The 18,942-nt window shown below is 46.2% G+C and carries 23 protein-coding genes and 1 pseudogene; 22 read left to right on the forward strand and 2 right to left on the reverse strand.

The window, feature by feature from the left end:
• The 21 genes and pseudogenes from flgI to KDD30_RS24460 all read left to right on the forward strand — a co-directional run.
• Entirely contained in the window at positions 1-1,131 is a 1,131-nt protein-coding gene (gene flgI, locus KDD30_RS05200; RefSeq protein WP_211647754.1) for a flagellar basal body P-ring protein FlgI, read from the forward strand.
• Between the two features lie 44 nt (positions 1,132-1,175).
• Positions 1,176-1,508 carry a hypothetical protein gene (locus tag KDD30_RS05205; protein ID WP_211647755.1) on the forward strand — a complete coding sequence of 111 codons (333 nt, stop codon included), beginning with the start codon at positions 1,176-1,178 and terminating at the stop codon, positions 1,506-1,508.
• On the forward strand, positions 1,508-1,921 hold the full coding sequence (locus KDD30_RS05210; RefSeq protein WP_211647756.1) for a hypothetical protein: 414 nt from the start codon (positions 1,508-1,510) through the stop codon (positions 1,919-1,921). The genes KDD30_RS05205 and KDD30_RS05210 overlap by 1 nt, the downstream gene beginning before the upstream one ends.
• Positions 1,921-2,196 (forward strand): flagellar hook-basal body complex protein FliE, encoded by a 276-nt coding sequence (locus KDD30_RS05215; RefSeq protein ID WP_211647757.1) that lies wholly within the window; start codon positions 1,921-1,923, stop codon positions 2,194-2,196. The genes KDD30_RS05210 and KDD30_RS05215 overlap by 1 nt, the downstream gene beginning before the upstream one ends.
• 3 nt (positions 2,197-2,199) lie before the next feature.
• A complete protein-coding gene (locus KDD30_RS05220) occupies positions 2,200-3,576 on the forward strand; it encodes a flagellar M-ring protein FliF C-terminal domain-containing protein (protein ID WP_211647758.1) in 1,377 nt (458 codons plus the stop codon).
• A 130-nt stretch (positions 3,577-3,706) separates the two neighbouring features.
• On the forward strand, positions 3,707-3,964 hold the full coding sequence (locus KDD30_RS05225; protein WP_211647759.1) for a hypothetical protein: 258 nt from the start codon (positions 3,707-3,709) through the stop codon (positions 3,962-3,964).
• Positions 3,957-4,619, forward strand: coding sequence for a hypothetical protein (locus tag KDD30_RS05230; protein WP_211647760.1), 663 nt, complete (start codon positions 3,957-3,959; stop codon positions 4,617-4,619). Before KDD30_RS05225 ends, KDD30_RS05230 begins: the two co-directional genes overlap by 8 nt.
• Positions 4,606-5,925, forward strand: coding sequence for a FliI/YscN family ATPase (locus KDD30_RS05235; RefSeq protein ID WP_211647761.1), 1,320 nt, complete (start codon positions 4,606-4,608; stop codon positions 5,923-5,925). The genes KDD30_RS05230 and KDD30_RS05235 overlap by 14 nt, the downstream gene beginning before the upstream one ends.
• 100 nt (positions 5,926-6,025) lie before the next feature.
• Entirely contained in the window at positions 6,026-6,349 is a 324-nt protein-coding gene (locus tag KDD30_RS05240; protein ID WP_211647762.1) for a hypothetical protein, read from the forward strand.
• Positions 6,330-7,274 (forward strand): hypothetical protein, encoded by a 945-nt coding sequence (locus KDD30_RS05245; RefSeq protein ID WP_211647763.1) that lies wholly within the window; start codon positions 6,330-6,332, stop codon positions 7,272-7,274. Before KDD30_RS05240 ends, KDD30_RS05245 begins: the two co-directional genes overlap by 20 nt.
• Positions 7,252-7,683 (forward strand): flagellar hook assembly protein FlgD, encoded by a 432-nt coding sequence (locus KDD30_RS05250; protein WP_211647764.1) that lies wholly within the window; start codon positions 7,252-7,254, stop codon positions 7,681-7,683. The genes KDD30_RS05245 and KDD30_RS05250 overlap by 23 nt, the downstream gene beginning before the upstream one ends.
• A gap of 16 nt (positions 7,684-7,699) precedes the next feature.
• Positions 7,700-8,842, forward strand: coding sequence for a flagellar hook-basal body complex protein (locus KDD30_RS05255; protein ID WP_211647765.1), 1,143 nt, complete (start codon positions 7,700-7,702; stop codon positions 8,840-8,842).
• Entirely contained in the window at positions 8,842-9,558 is a 717-nt protein-coding gene (locus KDD30_RS05260; RefSeq protein WP_211647766.1) for a FliM/FliN family flagellar motor switch protein, read from the forward strand. The genes KDD30_RS05255 and KDD30_RS05260 overlap by 1 nt, the downstream gene beginning before the upstream one ends.
• Complete coding sequence (locus KDD30_RS05265; protein ID WP_211647767.1) at positions 9,548-9,823, forward strand: FliM/FliN family flagellar motor switch protein; 276 nt, start codon at positions 9,548-9,550, stop codon at positions 9,821-9,823. The genes KDD30_RS05260 and KDD30_RS05265 overlap by 11 nt, the downstream gene beginning before the upstream one ends.
• A gap of 20 nt (positions 9,824-9,843) precedes the next feature.
• A complete protein-coding gene (locus tag KDD30_RS05270; protein WP_211647768.1) occupies positions 9,844-10,083 on the forward strand; it encodes a hypothetical protein in 240 nt (79 codons plus the stop codon).
• 28 nt (positions 10,084-10,111) lie between these two features.
• Complete coding sequence (fliP, locus tag KDD30_RS05275; protein ID WP_211647769.1) at positions 10,112-10,744, forward strand: flagellar type III secretion system pore protein FliP; 633 nt, start codon at positions 10,112-10,114, stop codon at positions 10,742-10,744.
• A 5-nt stretch (positions 10,745-10,749) separates the two neighbouring features.
• The gene (locus KDD30_RS05280; RefSeq protein ID WP_211647770.1) at positions 10,750-11,370 is read left to right on the forward strand and encodes a sigma-70 family RNA polymerase sigma factor; all 621 of its coding nucleotides are present in this window, start codon (positions 10,750-10,752) and stop codon (positions 11,368-11,370) included.
• Between the two features lie 9 nt (positions 11,371-11,379).
• The gene (locus tag KDD30_RS05285) at positions 11,380-12,048 is read left to right on the forward strand and encodes a M48 family metallopeptidase (protein WP_211647771.1); all 669 of its coding nucleotides are present in this window, start codon (positions 11,380-11,382) and stop codon (positions 12,046-12,048) included.
• A 23-nt stretch (positions 12,049-12,071) separates the two neighbouring features.
• Positions 12,072-13,406, forward strand: a complete 1,335-nt coding sequence (locus KDD30_RS05290) for a hypothetical protein (RefSeq protein WP_211647772.1) — start codon at positions 12,072-12,074, stop codon at positions 13,404-13,406.
• 57 nt (positions 13,407-13,463) lie between these two features.
• On the forward strand, positions 13,464-14,351 hold the full coding sequence (locus KDD30_RS05295) for a glycosyltransferase family 2 protein (protein WP_249199204.1): 888 nt from the start codon (positions 13,464-13,466) through the stop codon (positions 14,349-14,351).
• Between the two features lie 347 nt (positions 14,352-14,698).
• Positions 14,699-15,127 (forward strand): annotated as a pseudogene (locus KDD30_RS24460) (transposase); the annotation flags it as partial.
• A gap of 219 nt (positions 15,128-15,346) precedes the next feature.
• Here KDD30_RS24460 and rarD read toward each other — a convergent pair.
• Positions 15,347-16,261: an EamA family transporter RarD gene (gene rarD, locus KDD30_RS05305; RefSeq protein WP_211647774.1), complete on the reverse strand. Its 915-nt coding sequence runs from the start codon at positions 16,259-16,261 to the stop codon at positions 15,347-15,349.
• A 100-nt stretch (positions 16,262-16,361) separates the two neighbouring features.
• Positions 16,362-17,300 (reverse strand): N-carbamoyl-D-amino-acid hydrolase, encoded by a 939-nt coding sequence (locus KDD30_RS05310; RefSeq protein ID WP_211647775.1) that lies wholly within the window; start codon positions 17,298-17,300, stop codon positions 16,362-16,364.
• Positions 17,301-17,863: 563 nt separating this feature from the next.
• On the opposite strand from KDD30_RS05310, the gene dctP reads away from it, so the two are divergent.
• Complete coding sequence (dctP, locus tag KDD30_RS05315; RefSeq protein ID WP_211647776.1) at positions 17,864-18,892, forward strand: TRAP transporter substrate-binding protein DctP; 1,029 nt, start codon at positions 17,864-17,866, stop codon at positions 18,890-18,892.
• Positions 18,893-18,942: the final 50 nt, after the last annotated feature.

Below are 18,942 nucleotides of genomic sequence, written 5' to 3' on the forward strand. Positions count from 1 at the left end.
ATGAACGTTTTGATTCAATCTTTAGTTATTTTTATCACGTTCGTTTTTGCGGCTAATAGTTTTGCCGCACAGACCTATGTCCGTCTGAAAGATATTGCCCGTATTGAAGGGGACCGGGAAAACGCCCTGATTGGTTACGGCCTTGTTGTTGGTCTGGCGGGCAGTGGTGATTCAAGACGGAGTAAGTCAACGATTCGCAGTATTTCCAATACGCTGCGCGAATTTGGACTGATTGTATCGGATGATGACATCAACAGCAGAAACGTAGCCGCGGTCATGGCCACCAGTGAAATTGGGAGCTTTTCCGAGCGTGGCGACCGGATAGATGTTGCGGTTTCAGCCATCGGAGACGCGAGAAGTCTGATCGGCGGTACGCTGCTGCTCACGCCTTTAGAAGCTATTGACGGGAAAACGTATGCCGTCGCTCAGGGGCAGATTTCTGTCGGGGGCTATAAATTTGAACAGTTTGGGAATACGGAACAAAAGAACCATCCGACCGTGGGGATTGTGCCGAAAGGCGGGACGATTGAGCGGGACAATACCGGTTCTCTGGTCAACAAGCATGGCAAGGTTGGGATTGTGCTGCGCGATGCTGACTTCGCGACCGCGATCAATATTACCGATGCCATTGCCACACTGGGTTATCAGGCGGAAGCCATTCATTCAGGCAAAGTTGAAGTGAGTTTGCCTTCAACCAACCGAAATGCGGTTGTCCGGGCCATTGCGAAGATTGAATCGCTGAATGTTCTGGCCGCTCAGAAGGCACTCATTATTGTGAATGAGCGAACCGGCACCATTGTTTCCGGTGGGGATGTGAAGGTGAACTCGCTGACGATTGCCCATGGCAACCTGGAGCTGAGTATCCGGACGCAATACAGTGTCAGCCAGCCGCGAGATGTAATTATCGGGCGACATATCGAGGGGAATCACAGTGAAACCGTTGTGGTACCGGATACGACGATCAATGTGAGGGACGATAACGCGAAAGTTGCTCATTTTAATAACACAACGACTGTATTCACATTGGTGAGTGAACTGAGAAAGCTGGGTTTATCAACGCGGGATATTATTGTGATTTTGCAGGCGGCGGATAAAGCCGGTGCAATTAACGGTAAGTTAATTCTTCAATAAATAAATGTTCACAATAGTTTTTGAATTTGAGAAAGGACATTTGAATGAATTTGGATATTCTTCTTGAGGAAATATCATCCTCGCTGAGTCGGTTATCTGTCGAATCCAGAGTTAATCATTATAATCTGGTCGCTGCCCGCCTTGGCGAGCAACAATATAAAGTGACGTTTTCTGAAACTTTGAATACAGAAGCTGTAACGCATCACGGTTCTCAATCTGGTGAACAAAATGCCGGTGTTCAGATTGAGCCACAGGAACAATCGATTGATGACATTTTGCTGAAGGCGATTGAATTATCCAGCCGGAATAACCGGCTGGTGACTTTGATGAATGCTCGGCTCGATTTGGAACGTATGATCATTAAAGGCGGCCGCTGATGGAAAAGCTGAGTGCCATCGATTTGATGTCTCTCTCCATGCAAATTGAAATGCAAAAAATGGAGACGGCAACTTACAACCTTTCCATCATCAATCAGTCTTTTGGCGACCGCTTGTCTGTGCCGCATGCACAGAAAGTGGATGTCGCAAACTTGCCGACCATTCACGATGTGGTTGCAGGTGTACTGCCGCAGGATGTGCAGGTGAACAGTCAGGATGACGGTAACGTCGTGGGGCGGGTGGTGTCCTATGAAAACGGCAAGCCTGTGATTGAATATCAGTCGGATATCAAAATTGAAGCACAAATGATTTCCCTGAACGAAGCCACACGGGCTTATGAAGCGAGCCTCAGGCTGTTCAATATTAACAAAGAAATGTCATCGAAAATCCTTCAAATCGGGAGTAAGCGATAATGAAAGTGGAAGCCATTTCGGGTGATTTACTGAAATCACTTCAGAGCGAAGCCTTATCCGGCGCTCAGCAAACAACGCAAGTCAATCAAACGAATTTTACCGAACAGCTTGCCAGTATTGACCAGCGTATTTTTGCTGTCTCGAAAGGTGAAAAGATTGAACTGCATGAATTAATGATTGATATCGAGCGCGCGAAGCTCAGCTTAGAATATTCAGTTGCATTGAGAGATAAATTGATCGATGCATATAAAGACGTCACCAGAATGCAAGTGTAGAACATGGAATTGAATCAACGAGGAAAAGTCCTACTGGCTGTAGGTGTGGCTGCGATTTCTCTGGCAGCAATATTCGCTTATTTTCTAATTCTGAATAAAGATTATGAACTTGTATTTACAGAACAGTCGCCGGAACAATTAGCCAAAGTTGCAACCAGCCTTGAAAACGCCGGCATGAAATTTCAGTATCCGGAATCCGGCCAGGGTATTCTGATTGAAAAAAGTAAGCTGGCCGAAGCAAGAGTTCAATTGTCAAAAGACCATGTATTCCAGAGTGATATCGCCGGGTTAGAAATTTTTGGCGAAGCACAGCATGCAATGTCTGATTTTTATCAGAAAATTAATTATCAGCGTGCGATTCAGGGGGAACTTGAAAAATCTCTGCTGGCAATTCAGGGTGTTGAAGCCGCACGTGTGCATTTAGCCATTCCGCGGGAAAGAACGTTTTCTCAACATAAAACCCCGGTGAAAGCGGCAGTGACGTTAACACTCTCTGACGCTGATCCGGTCAATCCAAGAGCATTGGTTGCCACGGTGAAACAGCTTGTGTCGAATTCGGTGATTGATCTGGATCCTGAAAATGTTTCTGTCCTGAACAGCAATGGCTTAATTCTTTCTGGTGGTGCCCAGTTGCTGGAAGAAAATGTCAGCTTTGGTATGAAGAAAGAAATTGAACAGGAGATTGAAAACAAAATTGTTCAGTTGCTTTCCGCTTATTTTGAACCGACTCAAATTGGCGTGTCTGCCTGGGCAATGGTGAACAACGACAAGGTGAAAGAGTCTTCCGAAGGGCTTGAATCTTCTGAAGCGCCGGTGGTGACCAAGCGGGTGACAGAAACGACTCAGGGCAGCAAAAAGCAGCCAAAGTCGACGGTGCTGAATGAGGAGTTCAGTTATAAGTCGGTGAAGCGGGATATTGATTACCAGCGCGGTAAACTGGAGCGTCTGACGGTCAGTGTCATGATACCGGCTTCGGAGCATTTCACCGCAGATGTGCTACAGAACCTGCTTCGCAGCGCGATTGGGATTGATGAGCGCCGCGGCGATCAATTGTCTGTGGTCTTGATCCCTGCCGTTGCGCTGAAGACAGCGGCTGTTGCTGCCGGGGTGGATCCGGTGCAGGAAGTGTCGGCGCCATTCACCGCGACAGAGGCGGTGGATACAGGCCGTGAAAATGCATCATTGAATTCAGGACAGGCCGCCTCAGGTCAGCTTTGGTTCTGGTGGGGCGTTGGTGTGGTCGTACTGCTGCTCGTCGCAGGTCAGCATATGTTGTACCGGCGTAAGCTGTTACTGAAGCAGGATGAAGAAGCGATGATCATGAAAGATGTGTCGCGATGGCTGGAGGGGCGGAACCTTGAGCAAGACATCAAACTATAGTTTTTTACTCTTAAAATCATCGCCCGAATTACAAGCGAAAATTCTGTCTCAGATGGATTCAGACCAACAGCATCTTTTGAAAGAAAAACTGCAAAACGTGCCCTTGGTCGGGCTTGAAAAGCTTCGGCAAATGAAAAGTCAGCTTTGCGCAGACACGTTGCCAACATTGTCTGAAACGCGGCTTGAGCCCGTGACCGGGATCATCCCTCAGGAAGAGATCTGTGATGATGCTGAGCCGATGCTCGACTTTATCATTCATTCGGATGTGTTTGATATTGAAACGCGACATGAGGCATCAGCCTGTTTGGCGCAGATGGAACCGGAAGCCATTCAGCTGATTCAGTCTTACATTCGGGAAACGCATCCAACGGAGTCTGGTGATGAGTGATTTGAATATGTCATCGCTGCCTTTGAGCGACCGCTCAATGAAAGGGTTTATCGAGAAAAACTTTCATGCTGAACTCGAACAGGCCTTTCAGGCGGAAAAGCAACGGGGCTATGAGGCGGGTCTTCAAGCCGGTCAGTTGCGTCTGTCTTCCCGGGAACGAGAGATCACGGAAAAGGAAGCCGAACTTCGGGAAAAAATGCAGCAATTTACGCTCAGAGAAGCGGCACTGACCCAAGAAGAGGCCATGCTGTCTCAGAACGCAGCACAGCTGGTGGCATTGATTGAAAATTTAGAAGCAACGGTTCAGCAGCACCGCGCGGATCACCGGGCGGATCTTCTGTTTGTTCTCTCCAGCGTTTTTCAAAGCGTTTATCATTCAGAACAAATGCAGCATTTGCTCATCGAACTGATTTCCGGTGAGCTGGATAAATTGTCAAAACCGCTGATTCATCTTGAAATTTCCGCTGAGACCCATGCATTGATTCGGAAAAATGACATTGAGATGCCGGGAGGCAGTCAGTTTAAGGTGGACGCTTCTTTGTCTCCGTTTGAAGCAAGAATTGTCACAGAAGCCATGTCGGTTAAAGTGTCTCCCAACCAGATCCGGCAAGTCTTTAAAAGCAATCTGATGGATTTGATCAATGCAATCGAATGAGTGGCTGCTGAAGTTACTGGCGGGCATTGCGGAAGCGCCGGTAGCGACTGAGTACGGACGTGTTGTGTCTGTTTCAGGGTGTTTCATTGAAGCATCACACACCGGTTGTGTGGTTGGAGAAGGGGTCACTATTTTTGCCCAGTCCCGGTCTGTGGCTGCGGAAGTCGTTTCGATTCAGGGCGATCGCTGTTTACTGGCTCCATTAACCGGTCTGGAGGGAGTTGGCGTCGGAAATGATGTGGAATACAAAAAGCAGTTGCCTTCAGCTGAACTGATGAAAAATCCGTTCGGCAAAGTCCTGAACGGTTTTGGTCAGGATATCTCAGCACCGCGGACTGACACGGAAATGACCGTTTCCGGAAGTGAACAATTAGCGCTGTCTATTGAACCTGCACCTGTGCATGCAAAGGAAGCCGTGACGGTAAAGATTAAAACCGGGGCAAGAATTATCGACGACATCTTTCCGCTGGGCATGGGGCAGAAGGTCGGAATTTTTGCCGGTTCAGGCGTGGGTAAATCGACCTTGCTGAACAAGCTGTATCAGGGCATGCAGGCTGATGTGAAAATTATTGCCATGGTGGGTGAGCGAAGCCGGGAAGTTGTTGATTTTTATCAGGAACAGATGTCTTCTGGTGACTGCGACGATACCATTTTAATTGCTTCTACATCGGATGATTCACCAAGCCTGAAACGACGAGCCGTATATGTCGCCCTTGCGTATGCCAGACATTTCTGCGCCCAGGGGAAAAATGTCCTGTTTGTGCTGGATTCGATCACCCGGCTCGCGCATGCCTTACGTGAAATCGGGATCTCCCGGGGCGAGCCGCCCGTCGCAAGAGGCTATCCGCCGTCTGTCTTTGCTGAATTACCTAAAATTGTCGAGTTATGCGGTAACTTTAAAAATCAAGGCAGTATTACCAGCATCATGTCTGTCCTGGTGGACGGGGATGATGAAAATGAACCTGTGTCAGACTTTATGCGGGGTGTGCTCGACGGTCATTTTATGCTCGATCGCAAGCTGTCGAACCATGGTTTATATCCTTCGATCAATATTTTAAAAAGCCGTTCCCGGGTGATGGAGAACTTATTTTCACCGGATGAACTGGCTTTTGAAAAGAAAGTCAGAGCGATCTACAGCGATTATGCCGAGGTGGATGACGTTGTCCGGACCGGGCTTTATCAGGAAGGCTCTAATGATGACATTGATCAAGTGATTGCCATGAAACGGCGCTTAGACCGGGCGTTGTATTGCTGGAAAAACCGTATGGATGAGGAGGTACGGAACGATGTCCTCAGGTATGAATAGCATCATCAAATTAAAAAGTATTGAGCAGAAAATTGAGGTGATGAAGCATTGGAAAAAAATTTCAAAGATAGAAAAACGGCAAAAAAAGATTCAGTCCCTCATGGGTGAAATTCATTCTGAATATCACGATTTAAATCATCATTTCAGTGTCAGTGAAAATGCTGAACTGAATGATTTGGCAATTCATCATGCCTCGTATTTATCTGCCATGCTGAAAAACCTGCACGACGAGTCTTCGTCTTTATCTGAAAAACACCAGCATGTGACGAAAGCACTGACGCTGGCGAATGCACGTGCAGACATTTTTGAGGATCTGGATAAGGAAGCATGTCAGCAAGCGGCTGCCAGAAAAGAGAAAGCGATGCTGGAATCTGACCTCACGGAAGCGACAGACAGGAAGAAGCATGACGCAGATCAGCAGTGAAACGTTTTTTCATCCGCAGCAATCTGGCGTTGAGAAGAAACAGTATCTAAAGCATCGCGACCGTTCGTTTGATGTATGCATGACAGAGAAAGCGGCGCATGTATTCCCGGGGAACGAAACCCGCAAGGCTCAGCAATTTGGTGCTGACGTCAATGCGAAAGAACAGATGGGCGATCCACGCCATGCTGAAAGTGAGCTGACAGCTGAACAGGAGATGCTGTTTCGTTTTCGTGACTCTGCATTCGAAGGAAAAGGGCACAGTACGCTGGTTGAACGGGCCTACCGGAATAACCAGAGAGAAAGCCAGATCGCTGAAGACCCGGCGGCTGAAGATTTTCATGATAACGCAATCAGTCAGGATATTGATGTTCTGGCTGTTTTATCCAATCGTGGCAATGAAGCAATTAATACCGGGAATTTCATTCATCAACTCGTTGCAACCGGACAGTTCGACAATATTCTCGTCATTGACGAATCCGGCGATATTCCGTTGCCATCATTGCATGGCGACACTGAACTGAATCGCTCAAACCACCAGATGCTATGGATCAGCACCGGGTTTCAGCCTCTCGTCACGGGTGAATATTCTGAGCGAATATCCTCAGCACCGTCTGTTTTCGCGGAAAGGGTTTTCTGGCGCGGGAAATCTCAGCAGTCGGCGAGAGCCGCTTTTCAGACTGAATCTGTGATGGATGCGTCTTATGTCCGGAAACCTGTTGTCTCAGAAGACTTTACCAAAACACTGTTAAAAACCTTTATTGAACCGGACAAAATCAGAGTCTGTTTCCGGGATTACGCCGGTCAGACCCATAAAGAATCGTTGATGAAGCTCATTCAGGCATTGCATGCGCAATCGAGCGGGCCAGTCTTCTTTACACATAACGGCGTGACGGAGGTGCATTATGGCAATACCACCCGTGGGTAGCGTGACGCAATCCCAATCGGCGACACAGCTGAATTCTGCGCTTGGACAAGACGATTTTATTAAATTGTTTATGTCTCAGTTAAAGGCACAGGATCCGTTGGAGCCAGTGAATAACCAGGATTTTCTGGCACAAATGGCTCAGTTTTCATTGCTTGAATCCAGCCGGATGGCCAATGAAGAACTGAGTCAAATTAAACAACTTGTTGAGTCAACACAGGGTGTTGGTTTGATGGGGAAATTCGCGGAAACACAGTCGGCGAATGGCAGTATTTTCGGTGAGGTTGTCTCGGTCGGATTTACGCAGAATGGCACCGTTGTCAGCCTGAAAATTAAAGATGAAAACGGTCAGGATTATTATGTGAATGATCTGCCCGTCACGAAATTAAGCCGGATATATGCCGGCGAATAACCGCAAAGGATAGAACATGTTTCAGTCTTTCTATAATGGCCTGTCTGGCATGCAGACAAGCTCAAAGGCATTGGATATTGTCAGTGATAATGTTGCCAATATGCAGACGCCAGGATTTAAAGCCAAAGATGTCTTTATGAAAAGCGTCAATGGCGGTAATCAAGGATTAGGGTCTCAGGTTGCTGAATCCGGTTATCGTTATACCAACGGGGAAGTTGCACAAACCGGCAATAATACCGATGTCTTTCTGGATGGCCGGGCATTATTTGCACTGAAAGATGGCGGCAATTTTTACTATACCCGGGCCGGAATGTTTACCCTGAACGATCAGGGGGTGTTGGTTGACCGACTCTCCGGGTTTGAAGTGGTTGGCATTGATGATGCGGGGAACCTGGGACCTATTCAAGTCGGCTCGAATAATGTGATTCCAGCTGTTGCCAGTACCGCTGTTTCGATTCAAGGTGAGATCTCCACCAAAGATACCAGCGTCGCGTTAGAAAAGGTCAACTATGTTGCCAGTGATGGCAGCCATCAGCAGCTCAGTGTGTCTCTTGAATATGATGAAAGTACAGAGAGCTGGGCCGTCAGCGTGAAAGATTCAGGTGGCAATGAAGTGGGCACCGGCAGCCTGGAATTCGATCTCGGCGGGACATTGAAAGTCGGAAAAAATGAAGTGACCGCAACACTCGCAGACGGTCAGACACTCAAAATTAACTTTGGGGAGGCAGGTTCACTCGCCGGTGTGACGCTCAGAAATGAAAATGATGAATCCAGCCTCAGCCTGGATGCTGTGGATGGTTCCGGTGAGTCACCATTTTCAGACATCAGTCTGACCAGTGATGGCCGGGTGATGCTTCAGTATGGTAATGGCGAACAACGAGAAATTGGTGTAATTGGCGTGGCGAAAGTGGAGAACTACAGCCATTTTCGTGTGAAAGAAGGACACCTGCTCGAAACCCGTGAAAAACCAGAGATACTTCAGATTGGCCGCGGACTGGATGCAAACCTGATCGCAGGTGCGGTGGAACTCTCAAACGTCGATCTGGCACAGGAATTTGGTGACATGATGGTGATCCAGCGATCGTATCAAGCCAGTTCACGTGTCATGAGTGTCTCGAATCAACTGATTGAGCAGCTGTATAACAGTACGGGTGGTTAATGAATAGTCCGCAAATCCAGCTCACGCATGATATCATCTCAGATTACTTGCTCGCTTCATTCCAACGAGTGTTTCAGGATTTAGCATGTCATGCTTGTTTATCCGTGGAAAGAAAACGTCCTGATCAGGTGAAAACGGAAGATTTGTATACTTCTGACCTTCAGGATCTCCCGGGCGTTACCCTGTTTTACAATGCTGGTTTTTCTTCTTTGCTGATGCGCAAAAGGTTTGGCGATAAGGTGAATGTTTCAAATCATGAAGATCCGTTCATCCGCCATGTTATTCAGCAGTGGCTTCTTGAGTGGTTTAAAAAAGAAGAGCTATTGTGGGATGCTTCGGAGCAAGATGAAAGAGCCACTTGTTTTCAAATTCGTTCCGGTGATGCTGAAATAACTCTTGTGTTTGCTCAGACGATTCTGAAGCGAATCCTGACTCAGAAATTATCATTAGATTTAAAGAAAAGGATAGACAGTCAGCGAATGCTGTCCTGTCTTCGTCATTCACCTGTGAAGTTAGCGATTGAGTTACCCAGTATTACGGCCACGGTAGAGGATGTTCGTCTCTTAAAAAAAGGCGATGTTTTAAAAACAAGCCGAAAGACAGACGATGGCTTAGTGCTGACTTTGGGCGATAAAGTGATCTCAAATCATGTTTTCGTTTCTTTTGACAACGGTGAAGCCAATTTAATTGTAGGGAGTGTATGTGATGAGCGTTGAACTGAAGAATAAAAGTGAGTCGGTTGAAGAAAAAGTATCGTTCAATACGTTTTCTGATATCGAAGTGAACCTTGATGTGTTGATTGGCGAGATTAAAACCGATATCGGTTCTTTGATGAATCTTTCTGCTGGTGACATTCTGAAATCAGATGTGAAAATCTCAAATAAAATCGACTTGAATCTGAACGGGAATAAAATTGCTGAAGGCATACTGGTCGAAGAAGACGGATATTTTGCCTTACAAATTGTGAGTATTCGCGGATGATGTTCAAGGAAGTGGACTCAGTGATGACACCGGGTTACTTTTTGCTGATTGCTTTCCTTTTTCTGACGTTGATTTTAGTCACTTGGTATAAACGAAAACTCAATCACCAGGAAGGAAAAGCAAACAGTAAAATCAGAGTGCTTGAGAAAGCATTTCTGGATAATAAAACAAAGTTGTTTGTGATTGAGTATGAAGGCAGTAAACATTTTATTGTTTCAAACTCAGCATCAGTCTCTGTCTCTCAAAAAATAGAAAATTAATTTTGTGTTCACCAGGAACATCATTTAGATGGATATCGATCTTACTCATCCTATTGTACAGTCATTTTTTCTGTTAACTGCTTCGGCATTTATTCCTGTTCTCTTGGTATCTGTGACCTGTTTTACAAGATATGTCATTGTCATTTCTTTGTTACGTACAGCGCTCGGATTACAACAAACACCGCCGAATATTGTCGTGATCTCGATTGCTCTGTTCATGAGTATCTTCACCATGGCACCTGTGTATCAGGATGTGAAGTCCGTGTCTTACGATCAATATGTATCTGGTGATATTTCACAGCAGGAGGCCATTGATAAAGGGGTTGAAAGTTTTTCTGAATTCTTAATTTCAAAGACATCAGAAAAAGACTATTACTTCGTGAAAAGTCTGAACACTCAGCAGATCGAAAATGAGAAGATATTAGAATTAACGACATTGATTCCAGCTTTTATGCTAAGTGAACTGAAGGCTGCATTTCAATTCGCATTTGTGATTTTCTTACCCTTTCTTTTGATCGATCTGATTGTCGCAAGTGTGCTGATGGCATTGGGGATGATTATGTTACCGCCCATTTCGATCTCACTGCCGATCAAGCTGCTTATTTTTGTGCTGATTGATGGCTGGACTTTACTGGTTGGAAGCCTGATCAGGGGCTTTTGATTTCTATGAATGCAGTCATTCAGAAAAATACAGCACTGAACACTGACGATGAGCATATAAGAGAGCAGCAGGCTACCTGGGGAAAGGTGGCGCCTTTGCTATCTTGGTGTGACATCATTGCAAAGCAGTTTGTAAGAAAACATAAATATAATCATGAGATGGATTTTGATGATTATAAGAATATTGCAGTAATTGCATTGTATGAAGCGCTTAATCATTTCAACCCAAATAAAGGCTCATTGAAACCTTACTGCTTTCAGTATATGTATTATGAGATCAATCGGGTTTTAATCCGATCGAATTATTATCTGTTTAATAAAGTCAGTCTTCATGCTGAAGATGGTTCTGATACAGAACAACTTCTGGAAATGCCAGGCATATCTGCTTTGTCTTCTAGCCTGAATGGCAGTCAGGAACAGGATGAGAATGAAGACGTTGCGGCTTTTATTTACATTGATAAGTACTTAACCGATTTAGGTCACGATAAGCAAAAAGTCATTTTAGAACATTATTTTAATGAGGTTCCATTGAGGGAGTTAGCGCTCAGTATGGGGCGTACTCCTTCAAGAATCTCTCAAATTCATCATAGTGCACTGAAAGAACTCAGCAGAAAAATAAATGTATAGGGTCAGACAATGGATCATCAATTAAGTTATCAAGAAATACTGAGATTAGCGGTTCATGCGGTTCAGAGTAAAGACTTCGTCACTGCGCTTCAGCTTTGTAAAAGCGTTGACAGGGATCAGATGCCGGATCAGAGCCTGAATTTAATTCATGCTGCAATCCTGAACCAAATTGGAATGTTCAGTGAATCAGTTGAGATCTATCAGATTGTGATTGAAAACGATCCGGAGAATCAACTGGCCCAGTTTCAATTAGGCATTGCTTATTTTTGGCGGGGTGACTTTTCTGAAGCAGAGAAACTTTGGGATGCGCTGCCGTATTTTGCGCATTTCACCACAGCCCTGCTGGAAGCGAAACGTAAAAATTATGCTGAAGCCGTCCGTTCTCTCAAAGCTTTTATGGCTGAAAACACAGATTATCCCGATTTGAATCTCGATGCTTTCAATCTAGCGGAACAATTTCAAACACTGATACCGGAAGTGAAGGCGAATGAGTCCGTGTCTGTTGAGTCAGTGCCTGTTGCGTCAAAGTCTGTTGATACGGCAGCAGACGCGATGGTGCGAAAGCCAGCTCAGGATGAAACGGCGACCCGCTTCAATATGGAAGACCGTCCAAAGGATGTGCCAGCAACCTCACTGAAAGATGTGAATGCACTTTTGTCTATTTATAAAGATGATTAATCACCGGAAGTGAGGGAAATCTGATGGAAACGGTACCGGTTCAGCTCAGAAAAAAAGTATGTATCAATTTATGGTCTGCGCCTTCAGTTGATGCTGAAGCTTTTCATTATCATGTCCGTGGTGAGGGAGCATTGCTGGAGGGGAAGGCTGATCGTTATGGGATGCTGGGCTCCGGCCGCTGTGCGATTGTTAATGGCGGGTTCATTAAGGGGGTGGGTCCGACACCGCTGGTGAATCAGGAACGACATTTTTATTCGACGGGGGGGTTGATTATCACCGATGCCATCATCGAAGTGATTTATCTCGATGCCATTGCCCGGCTCATTCCAGATGCAATTCAGCCCCTTTCCGTTTCTTTTACCGATCAGATGGAAGAAATTAATCTCGAATCTGCATTGGATGCTGGATACGACTTAGATGAAGTGCCGCTGGAGCGGAAAATTGACCATGGCTGTCTATTGGTCAGAGACATCCCGGTTCGGGTGGCTCATCTGTATCCGATGAATTTAACCCGGGAAGAAATACTCAGCTTCCTGGTGGCGCATAACCCGGAGATTGCCGATGAGAAGCCGTGCTTTATCATTCAGAAGTTCATCCGGAAGGTTTCAGATAATCTGGCCGTTTTATTCATGAACCGTTTTTCGGTCGGGACGACGGCTATCAGTAATTTCAGTATTCATGGTGTGCCTTTCGATGTGGCTTCCAGCTCATTTCTGCGGGATTTCAGAAATTGCTGGATTGCGAGCGGGAAAATTCCGGTCTGGGAAGAAAACCGATTCATTCTGAATGAGCTGGTCGCCTATATTGTCGATTTTCTGGGCATCTTTGACATCAATAATATTGATGAAGCGGTCGAGCTGATTGATGAAACCTATGACAAACTGGACTGGATCTGGGAGTCATCCTTAAAACGTGCTTCATTGCTGATGCTGGGGTTCACGCTGGATGAGATCGATCAGTTTGATCCGGATTCAGTCGTTGCGCTTCAGGATGGCATTCTGGGTTACTTGAAAAAAGACACCATTGATTACGATTTATATGACGGGGATATTGCAGACTGGCGCGCACCGAAGTGGGTGGGGCTGAATTTTGAGGAAGAGTTTCCTCGGTTGCTGATCGAGGGGACATCCACCTCATTTGAACCGCTGAATCAGGCTTTCAATGCGTTTGATTTTACTTTTTCAGATAAGCACATTCAGCGTTGTCAAAAGATCTGTGCTTCACGTTTGCCATTAACCAATGTGCCGACACTGGAATTAAAACTGCGCAATCTCCGTAATGTCAGCGGTGAGATCAATATAGACGGTTACCGTGCAGTTCTGGATGAAGCGATGGCCTATCTGGATGTCATTTTTTAAGTTCTTATTTGCCTGATGATGAAACTTAGTTGATAGATCTGGCTTACCGAGTAAATTATGCGCGACTTTATCGAAATTCTCATCGTCACCTCTTCGGCGGTGACTTGCCTGATGGCGATCATTTTACTGTTCACCTATGTCCTTCGAAAACCAGATGATCAGACATGCGAGCACCTGCCTGCCGTGACTGTTTTTGTTCCTTTTTTCAATGAAGAGGAATCGGTTCTATTAAAAACATTAGAGAAACTGGAGCAGCAAGATTATCCGACTCGCATTCAGGTACTACTGATTGATGACGGTTCAACCAACGGAGCATCTGCAGCTGCGCTTACCTGGATTAAATCAGCCCAACGACATCACTATCAATTTTTACGTCGGGAGGTCAATGGCGGCAGAAAAGGATTTGCCCTGGATTATGCGCTTGCGTCTGGTTTAGCTGAGGGAGAGATTTATGTGGTGGTTGACAGTGACACTTATATTGAACCAGACGGCATTCAGGAATTAGCCAGAAAGATCTGGAGTGATGAGCGTTATGCAGCGGTGTGCGGCTATATCGCACCGGAAAATCATCAAAGTTCCATGCTTGCGAAACTACAGCATTATGAACACATTGGCTATTACGGGGCAATTCGTTGTGCACAGGACAAGTTAGGGCTGGTGCCTGTTCTGGCAGGGGCATTCGTGGCACACCGTGCGCAAATCGTCAAAGAAATCGGTGGCTGGAGTGAATGGCTTGTGGAAGATATTGCTTGGTGCTGGCGGGCTATCGCTCATCAGTACCGCACCGGATATGCGCCTCTTGCTGTGGCTAAGACACAGTGCCCGGTGACTCATGCCGGGTTATTTAATCAGCGCAGACGCTGGGCGCGGGGCGGGTGGAGGCTTTTGCTGCTGCGTGGCATGTCTCTCCCTGGTCTGGAATCGCATCGACGCCTTGGTTTCTGATCACGACACTGCAGTATATTTTTCCTCCTGGATTATTATTAATTCCTGTGCTGATTTATTTGAATATCTTGCTGCCTTTGATGCTGGGCTGTCTAACGCTGTTGATTTACCTACTGCTATACAGTTTTTATGCAAAAAGCTATCCGAGGCAAGTTGCACAAAGCCATCACAAATTATTTGCGATTGCTTTTGCAACGATGTTGCTGGAGTTAGTTGTTTGGTTGCCTAACCTCCTTGGTTACCTTGATGAACTATTGGGAAAAGATAAGGCGTGGCTAACACGTTCATAGCGAGTGTGCCGATACACTGATTCGCGCTCTTCTTCCTCTTCCATATCATTAACAAAGCCCCTCTACCGCGCAAAAATGAAAGGACGCAAAAGTCAGCGGTCAGCCACGACGAACAGCTACCATCCGAGTTCGGCCAGCTACAGTCGGTCTGCAAAGGAAGCTTGGGTATTAGCAACGAACTTACCAGCTTCAGATATTAAACCCGTTCAGTTGGTGAAGCTGTACCGGAAAAGCATGCAGATAGAGGAAACCTTCCGGGATTTAAAAAGTCCGCTCTATGGCCTTGGTCTGAGACAAAGCCGTACACGCTGTCCGAAGCGATGCGACATCATGCTGCTGATAGCGCAGCTCCTCCAATTGGTTCTTTGGGGGTGGGTTTGATGGCGAGAGCTAAAGGTTGGCAAAAACACTTTCAAGCGAATACCGTTTGCACCCGAAACGTTCTGTCGGTCATCCGGTTGGGAGCAGAGGTTCTGCGGCACAGCGGATACCGATTAAGAAAACGGGACATACTCAAGAGCGCATTGCTGTTTCTTCGGGAAATCAGGAAAAACGGTGACGTATTGGCGTATTGATGAGGGGATCCTTCAGGGCAGAAGCCTGTGTGGGTTCACATTGTGAAAAGTGTTCGCATGTTCATTCGAATTCAAATTAAAAGTTCGTTACCTTGCTCTCTTTCCTTGTTGAAAGGCTCTCAACATCAATTCAAGCCGCAGGTTGAGATTGACGGGATTTGCGATTTTGATAGAAGCCATCGATGCTGAAAATCACCAGTGATGTCCAGATAAAACCAAAAGTTATCGTTTTATCCAAGCTGAACGATTCGCCATAAACGCCGACAGCCAGTAATAGCATCAGACTCGGACCAATGTACTGAAAAAAACCCAGCGTCGATAGTTTGATGCGGGTTGCTGCACTGGTAAAACATAGAAGTGGTGCGGTAGTCACCACGCCGGCAAAGAAAAGTAGCAAGTTCAGTGTCCAGCTGTTGGTTGTCAGATCGCTGGTGAATGAATTGGCAAAGCCAAACAGATATATCATCGCGGCAGGCAGCATGAGCATCGTTTCAATAAATAGCCCGGCTTGTGAATCGACCGACACTTTCTTTCGCAGCAAGCCATAACCACCAAAACTTAATGCAATGACGATGGCAATCACGGGGATGGAACCAAAGGCGATTAACTGAATGAAAACACCGATACCAGCGAGCCCCACAGCGAGCCACTGAAATGAACGTAATCGTTCCTGAAAGAAAATCATGCCCAGAATAACGTTCAGCAGAGGATTAATATAATAACCCAGACTGACATCCAGCATGTGGTGATGATTCACTCCCCAGATTAAAGTCAGCCAGTTGACACCAATCAGCACTGAGGTGGACAGCAAACAGATTAGGGTCGGTTTGTGGCGCAACATCCCGATCACTTGTCCCCAACGGCGGCCAAAATGCAGCAGCAGGGCCAGTAATACAAAAGACCAAATCACCCGGTGGGCAAGAATCTCGGCCGGACTAACCTGATCCACTGCCTTTAAATAAATGGGAGCGACTCCCCACATCGTGTGTGCAGCAATGGCATACAGCACACCTTGACGGACTTGTTGTTCTGAATTCATCGTCATTTCAGGTCACAGGATGTTGCGCGAAACACTGAAAATCAGTGCCATAGGTTTTGTGTCAACTTGAATCGGGAGCTCAGTGCTCTTTTTTGTTGCACCCATATCATTCTTCTGGGGGGACTGCGCCAGCTTGCTCTGTGATCAATTGGTAATACTCCGGCCGACGATGGGCCGTAAAATTGAACATATTTTCCTTGCCTTCAAGACACAAATCCAAGTCACAATCTGCCACGATCAACTCATCACCAAGACCTTGAGCCTGAGCGACAATCTCTCCTGTTGGAGCAACAATACAAGTTCCTCCGAACAGCTGATGCCCATCTTCAGTGCCTGCTTTCGCCACTCCGACAACCCAAGTGCTGTTTTGATAGGCGCCACTTTGCATACACAGGCGGCTTTGGAACATGCGCAGATGAGGATCCTGTTCAACTTTGCCATTGGTCGAGGGGGTGTTATAGCCAAGCACAACCATCTCAACACCCTGAAGTCCCATCACACGATAGGTTTCAGGCCAGCGACGGTCATTACAGATACACATTCCAAGAACACCCCCCATAGTTCGCCAGACATTAAAACCGGTATTGCCCACATCAAAGTAGTATTTTTCCAGATGCTGAAAGCGCCTTTCGTCTTCATATTCGGCATGACCAGGTAAATGTACTTTACGGTATTTACCGACAATCGTGCCGCTTTTATCTACCAAAATTGCGGTGTTGTAACGGCGGGTTTCACCCTGTTCTTCCACCAGTTCTGCATAGCCCAAGTGAAAACCCATGCCGAACTCCCGCGCGGCATCAAACAGAGGCTGGGTGACTTCGTTTGGCATTGAACGTTCAAACCACTGTTCAATTTCATCACGATCTTTCATCAGATAGCGGGGGAAAAATGTGGTAAGCGCCAATTCAGGAAAAACGATGAGGTCGCACTGCTTACGACGCGCTTGTTCCATTAATTGAATCATTCGGTTAACCGCTGAAGTGCGGCTTTCTGCTTTTTGTATCGGCCCGAGCTGAGCGGCTCCCACTGTAATCATTCTGGACATGGTGAGGATCCTCGCATTCGTTATTACTACTTTGTTGTCGTTTTGTTGCTCTCAGAGCTGAGAACGATTCCTGGATGAAAAAATCTTACGACATAAAAGTAGTCATGTCGCATGCCATTATTGGTCATTTGTAGTCCATTAGGTTATAGCAATCCGCTCATGCAATTTGACGAGCGAAACTTTCACGAAGGCGTTAATTACGCCATACAATCATGACCTTATCGCCCATATGGCAATGGATATCCCATGGCAGATTCTTAAGACCAGGCTGAAGCTATACCGCAGATCACGCAACAAAACATGATTGATTTACGGAATAACAGGTATAACCAAAATGAATAGATGATGACCTTTTTAGTATTTGATACAGTTGTCAGTTAGTGAAATATTAAATTTGTAAAGAGTATGTAATTGCCATGAGTGACTGTGGCCGGTCCTGAAGAGAGGCTACTCATTTCAAACTATGGAGAAATCAGATGTATTTCCTACAAAAGAAGAAACCTGCTATCCGTACACCATCGGTATATCGTTGTCTTCTCGGTACATTTCGGCACAAAGCCCGAATGCTGAGCACCGTTTGTCTGTTGATCCCTGCGTTGGGGATACTGAGTAGTGGAGCCAACGCTGCGACAGTTAAATATGTTGACCACGATCCGCTTGGCGGTATGCGACCACAGTTTATTAAAGACGTTTGGCTGAATGAGATAGAAAAACAGACAGACGGAAAAGTGAAATTTCAGGATTTTTTTGGTGGGACTCTATTCAGTTCCAAAGAATCTCTGAAAGGCGTTGGTGACGGCATTGCGGAAATGGGCTTTGTTTATCCCGGCCATTACCCCAAACGTTTGATTGCACACTCAGTCTTCTCGATGTTTCCAACAGGCCCCAATACATTTGAACAACAAGTCTGGTTGTATCGTAAAGCCTATGAAGAAGTCCCAGAGTTGAAAGCTGAACTGGCCAAAGCGGGTGTGATGCCTCTCATGCTCACCGCCGGACTTCCTGGTGCCTTTGCCAGTGTGAATCCAGTCACCAGCATCCATGATATCAAGTCTGAAAAGTGGCGTGCCGGAGGGAAATGGCTATTGCGTTATTTGCAAGCTGTAGGGGCTTCTCCAGTGGCTGTTCCATGGGGAGATATTTATGTGGCTCTGCAGACCGGAACGATTGATGGTGTCTTTACCAATTATGATGGTCTGCATGCAATGAAATTTGATGAAGTTGCACCCCATATGCTGATGTCGAAGCGGTTATGGTTCCCGGCACCTTTTATTCATGTTGCCAACATCCGGTTTTTCAATCGTCTGCCTGAAGAAGTTCAGGAAGCGATCCTGAACGCTTCTAAAATTGCCGAACAGAAATTCGCCCCCGTCTGGGATGCGGAATACGAAAAAATTAAGCGTGAGCAATTAGCCGCTGGTTATACCTTGACTGAGATGTCTGATGAAGACCTCGCGCTATGGGAAAACAAAGAGAAACTCACTGAATTACAGAATCAGTGGGTCGAAGAGGCCAAAAAGGCTGGTTTGACCGATGCGGCTGAGATTATGGAAAAAGTCCGTAAAATTCACGCAGTAGCTATACAGCAATAAACGCTATCGTCAATACCGTTCTCTGGAAGGCAATTGGCTGAATCGGGAAC

It is taken from the genome of Photobacterium sp. GJ3, from assembly GCF_018199995.1.
GTDB lineage: Bacteria > Pseudomonadota > Gammaproteobacteria > Enterobacterales > Vibrionaceae > Photobacterium.

Excerpts from the sequence above, each read along its gene's own strand:
- KDD30_RS05295 (WP_249199204.1), top strand. The coding sequence starts at position 13,464 with ATGCGCGACTTTATCGAAATTCTCATCGTCACCTCTTCGGCGGTGACT.
- flgI (WP_211647754.1), top strand. The coding sequence starts at position 1 with ATGAACGTTTTGATTCAATCTTTAGTTATTTTTATCACGTTCGTTTTT.
- KDD30_RS05285 (WP_211647771.1), top strand. The coding sequence starts at position 11,380 with ATGGATCATCAATTAAGTTATCAAGAAATACTGAGATTAGCGGTTCAT.
- KDD30_RS05210 (WP_211647756.1), top strand. The coding sequence starts at position 1,508 with ATGGAAAAGCTGAGTGCCATCGATTTGATGTCTCTCTCCATGCAAATT.
- KDD30_RS05205 (WP_211647755.1), top strand. The coding sequence starts at position 1,176 with ATGAATTTGGATATTCTTCTTGAGGAAATATCATCCTCGCTGAGTCGG.
- KDD30_RS05215 (WP_211647757.1), top strand. The coding sequence starts at position 1,921 with ATGAAAGTGGAAGCCATTTCGGGTGATTTACTGAAATCACTTCAGAGC.
- KDD30_RS05250 (WP_211647764.1), top strand. The coding sequence starts at position 7,252 with ATGGCAATACCACCCGTGGGTAGCGTGACGCAATCCCAATCGGCGACA.
- KDD30_RS05230 (WP_211647760.1), top strand. The coding sequence starts at position 3,957 with ATGAGTGATTTGAATATGTCATCGCTGCCTTTGAGCGACCGCTCAATG.
- dctP (WP_211647776.1), top strand. The coding sequence starts at position 17,864 with ATGCTGAGCACCGTTTGTCTGTTGATCCCTGCGTTGGGGATACTGAGT.
- KDD30_RS05260 (WP_211647766.1), top strand. The coding sequence starts at position 8,842 with ATGAATAGTCCGCAAATCCAGCTCACGCATGATATCATCTCAGATTAC.
- KDD30_RS05290 (WP_211647772.1), top strand. The coding sequence starts at position 12,072 with ATGGAAACGGTACCGGTTCAGCTCAGAAAAAAAGTATGTATCAATTTA.
- KDD30_RS05245 (WP_211647763.1), top strand. The coding sequence starts at position 6,330 with ATGACGCAGATCAGCAGTGAAACGTTTTTTCATCCGCAGCAATCTGGC.
- fliP (WP_211647769.1), top strand. The coding sequence starts at position 10,112 with ATGGATATCGATCTTACTCATCCTATTGTACAGTCATTTTTTCTGTTA.
- KDD30_RS05240 (WP_211647762.1), top strand. The coding sequence starts at position 6,026 with ATGGGTGAAATTCATTCTGAATATCACGATTTAAATCATCATTTCAGT.
- KDD30_RS05225 (WP_211647759.1), top strand. The coding sequence starts at position 3,707 with ATGAAAAGTCAGCTTTGCGCAGACACGTTGCCAACATTGTCTGAAACG.
- KDD30_RS05280 (WP_211647770.1), top strand. The coding sequence starts at position 10,750 with ATGAATGCAGTCATTCAGAAAAATACAGCACTGAACACTGACGATGAG.
- KDD30_RS05310 (WP_211647775.1), bottom strand. The coding sequence starts at position 17,300 with ATGTCCAGAATGATTACAGTGGGAGCCGCTCAGCTCGGGCCGATACAA.
- KDD30_RS05220 (WP_211647758.1), top strand. The coding sequence starts at position 2,200 with ATGGAATTGAATCAACGAGGAAAAGTCCTACTGGCTGTAGGTGTGGCT.
- KDD30_RS05265 (WP_211647767.1), top strand. The coding sequence starts at position 9,548 with ATGAGCGTTGAACTGAAGAATAAAAGTGAGTCGGTTGAAGAAAAAGTA.
- rarD (WP_211647774.1), bottom strand. The coding sequence starts at position 16,261 with ATGACGATGAATTCAGAACAACAAGTCCGTCAAGGTGTGCTGTATGCC.
- KDD30_RS05255 (WP_211647765.1), top strand. The coding sequence starts at position 7,700 with ATGTTTCAGTCTTTCTATAATGGCCTGTCTGGCATGCAGACAAGCTCA.
- KDD30_RS05235 (WP_211647761.1), top strand. The coding sequence starts at position 4,606 with ATGCAATCGAATGAGTGGCTGCTGAAGTTACTGGCGGGCATTGCGGAA.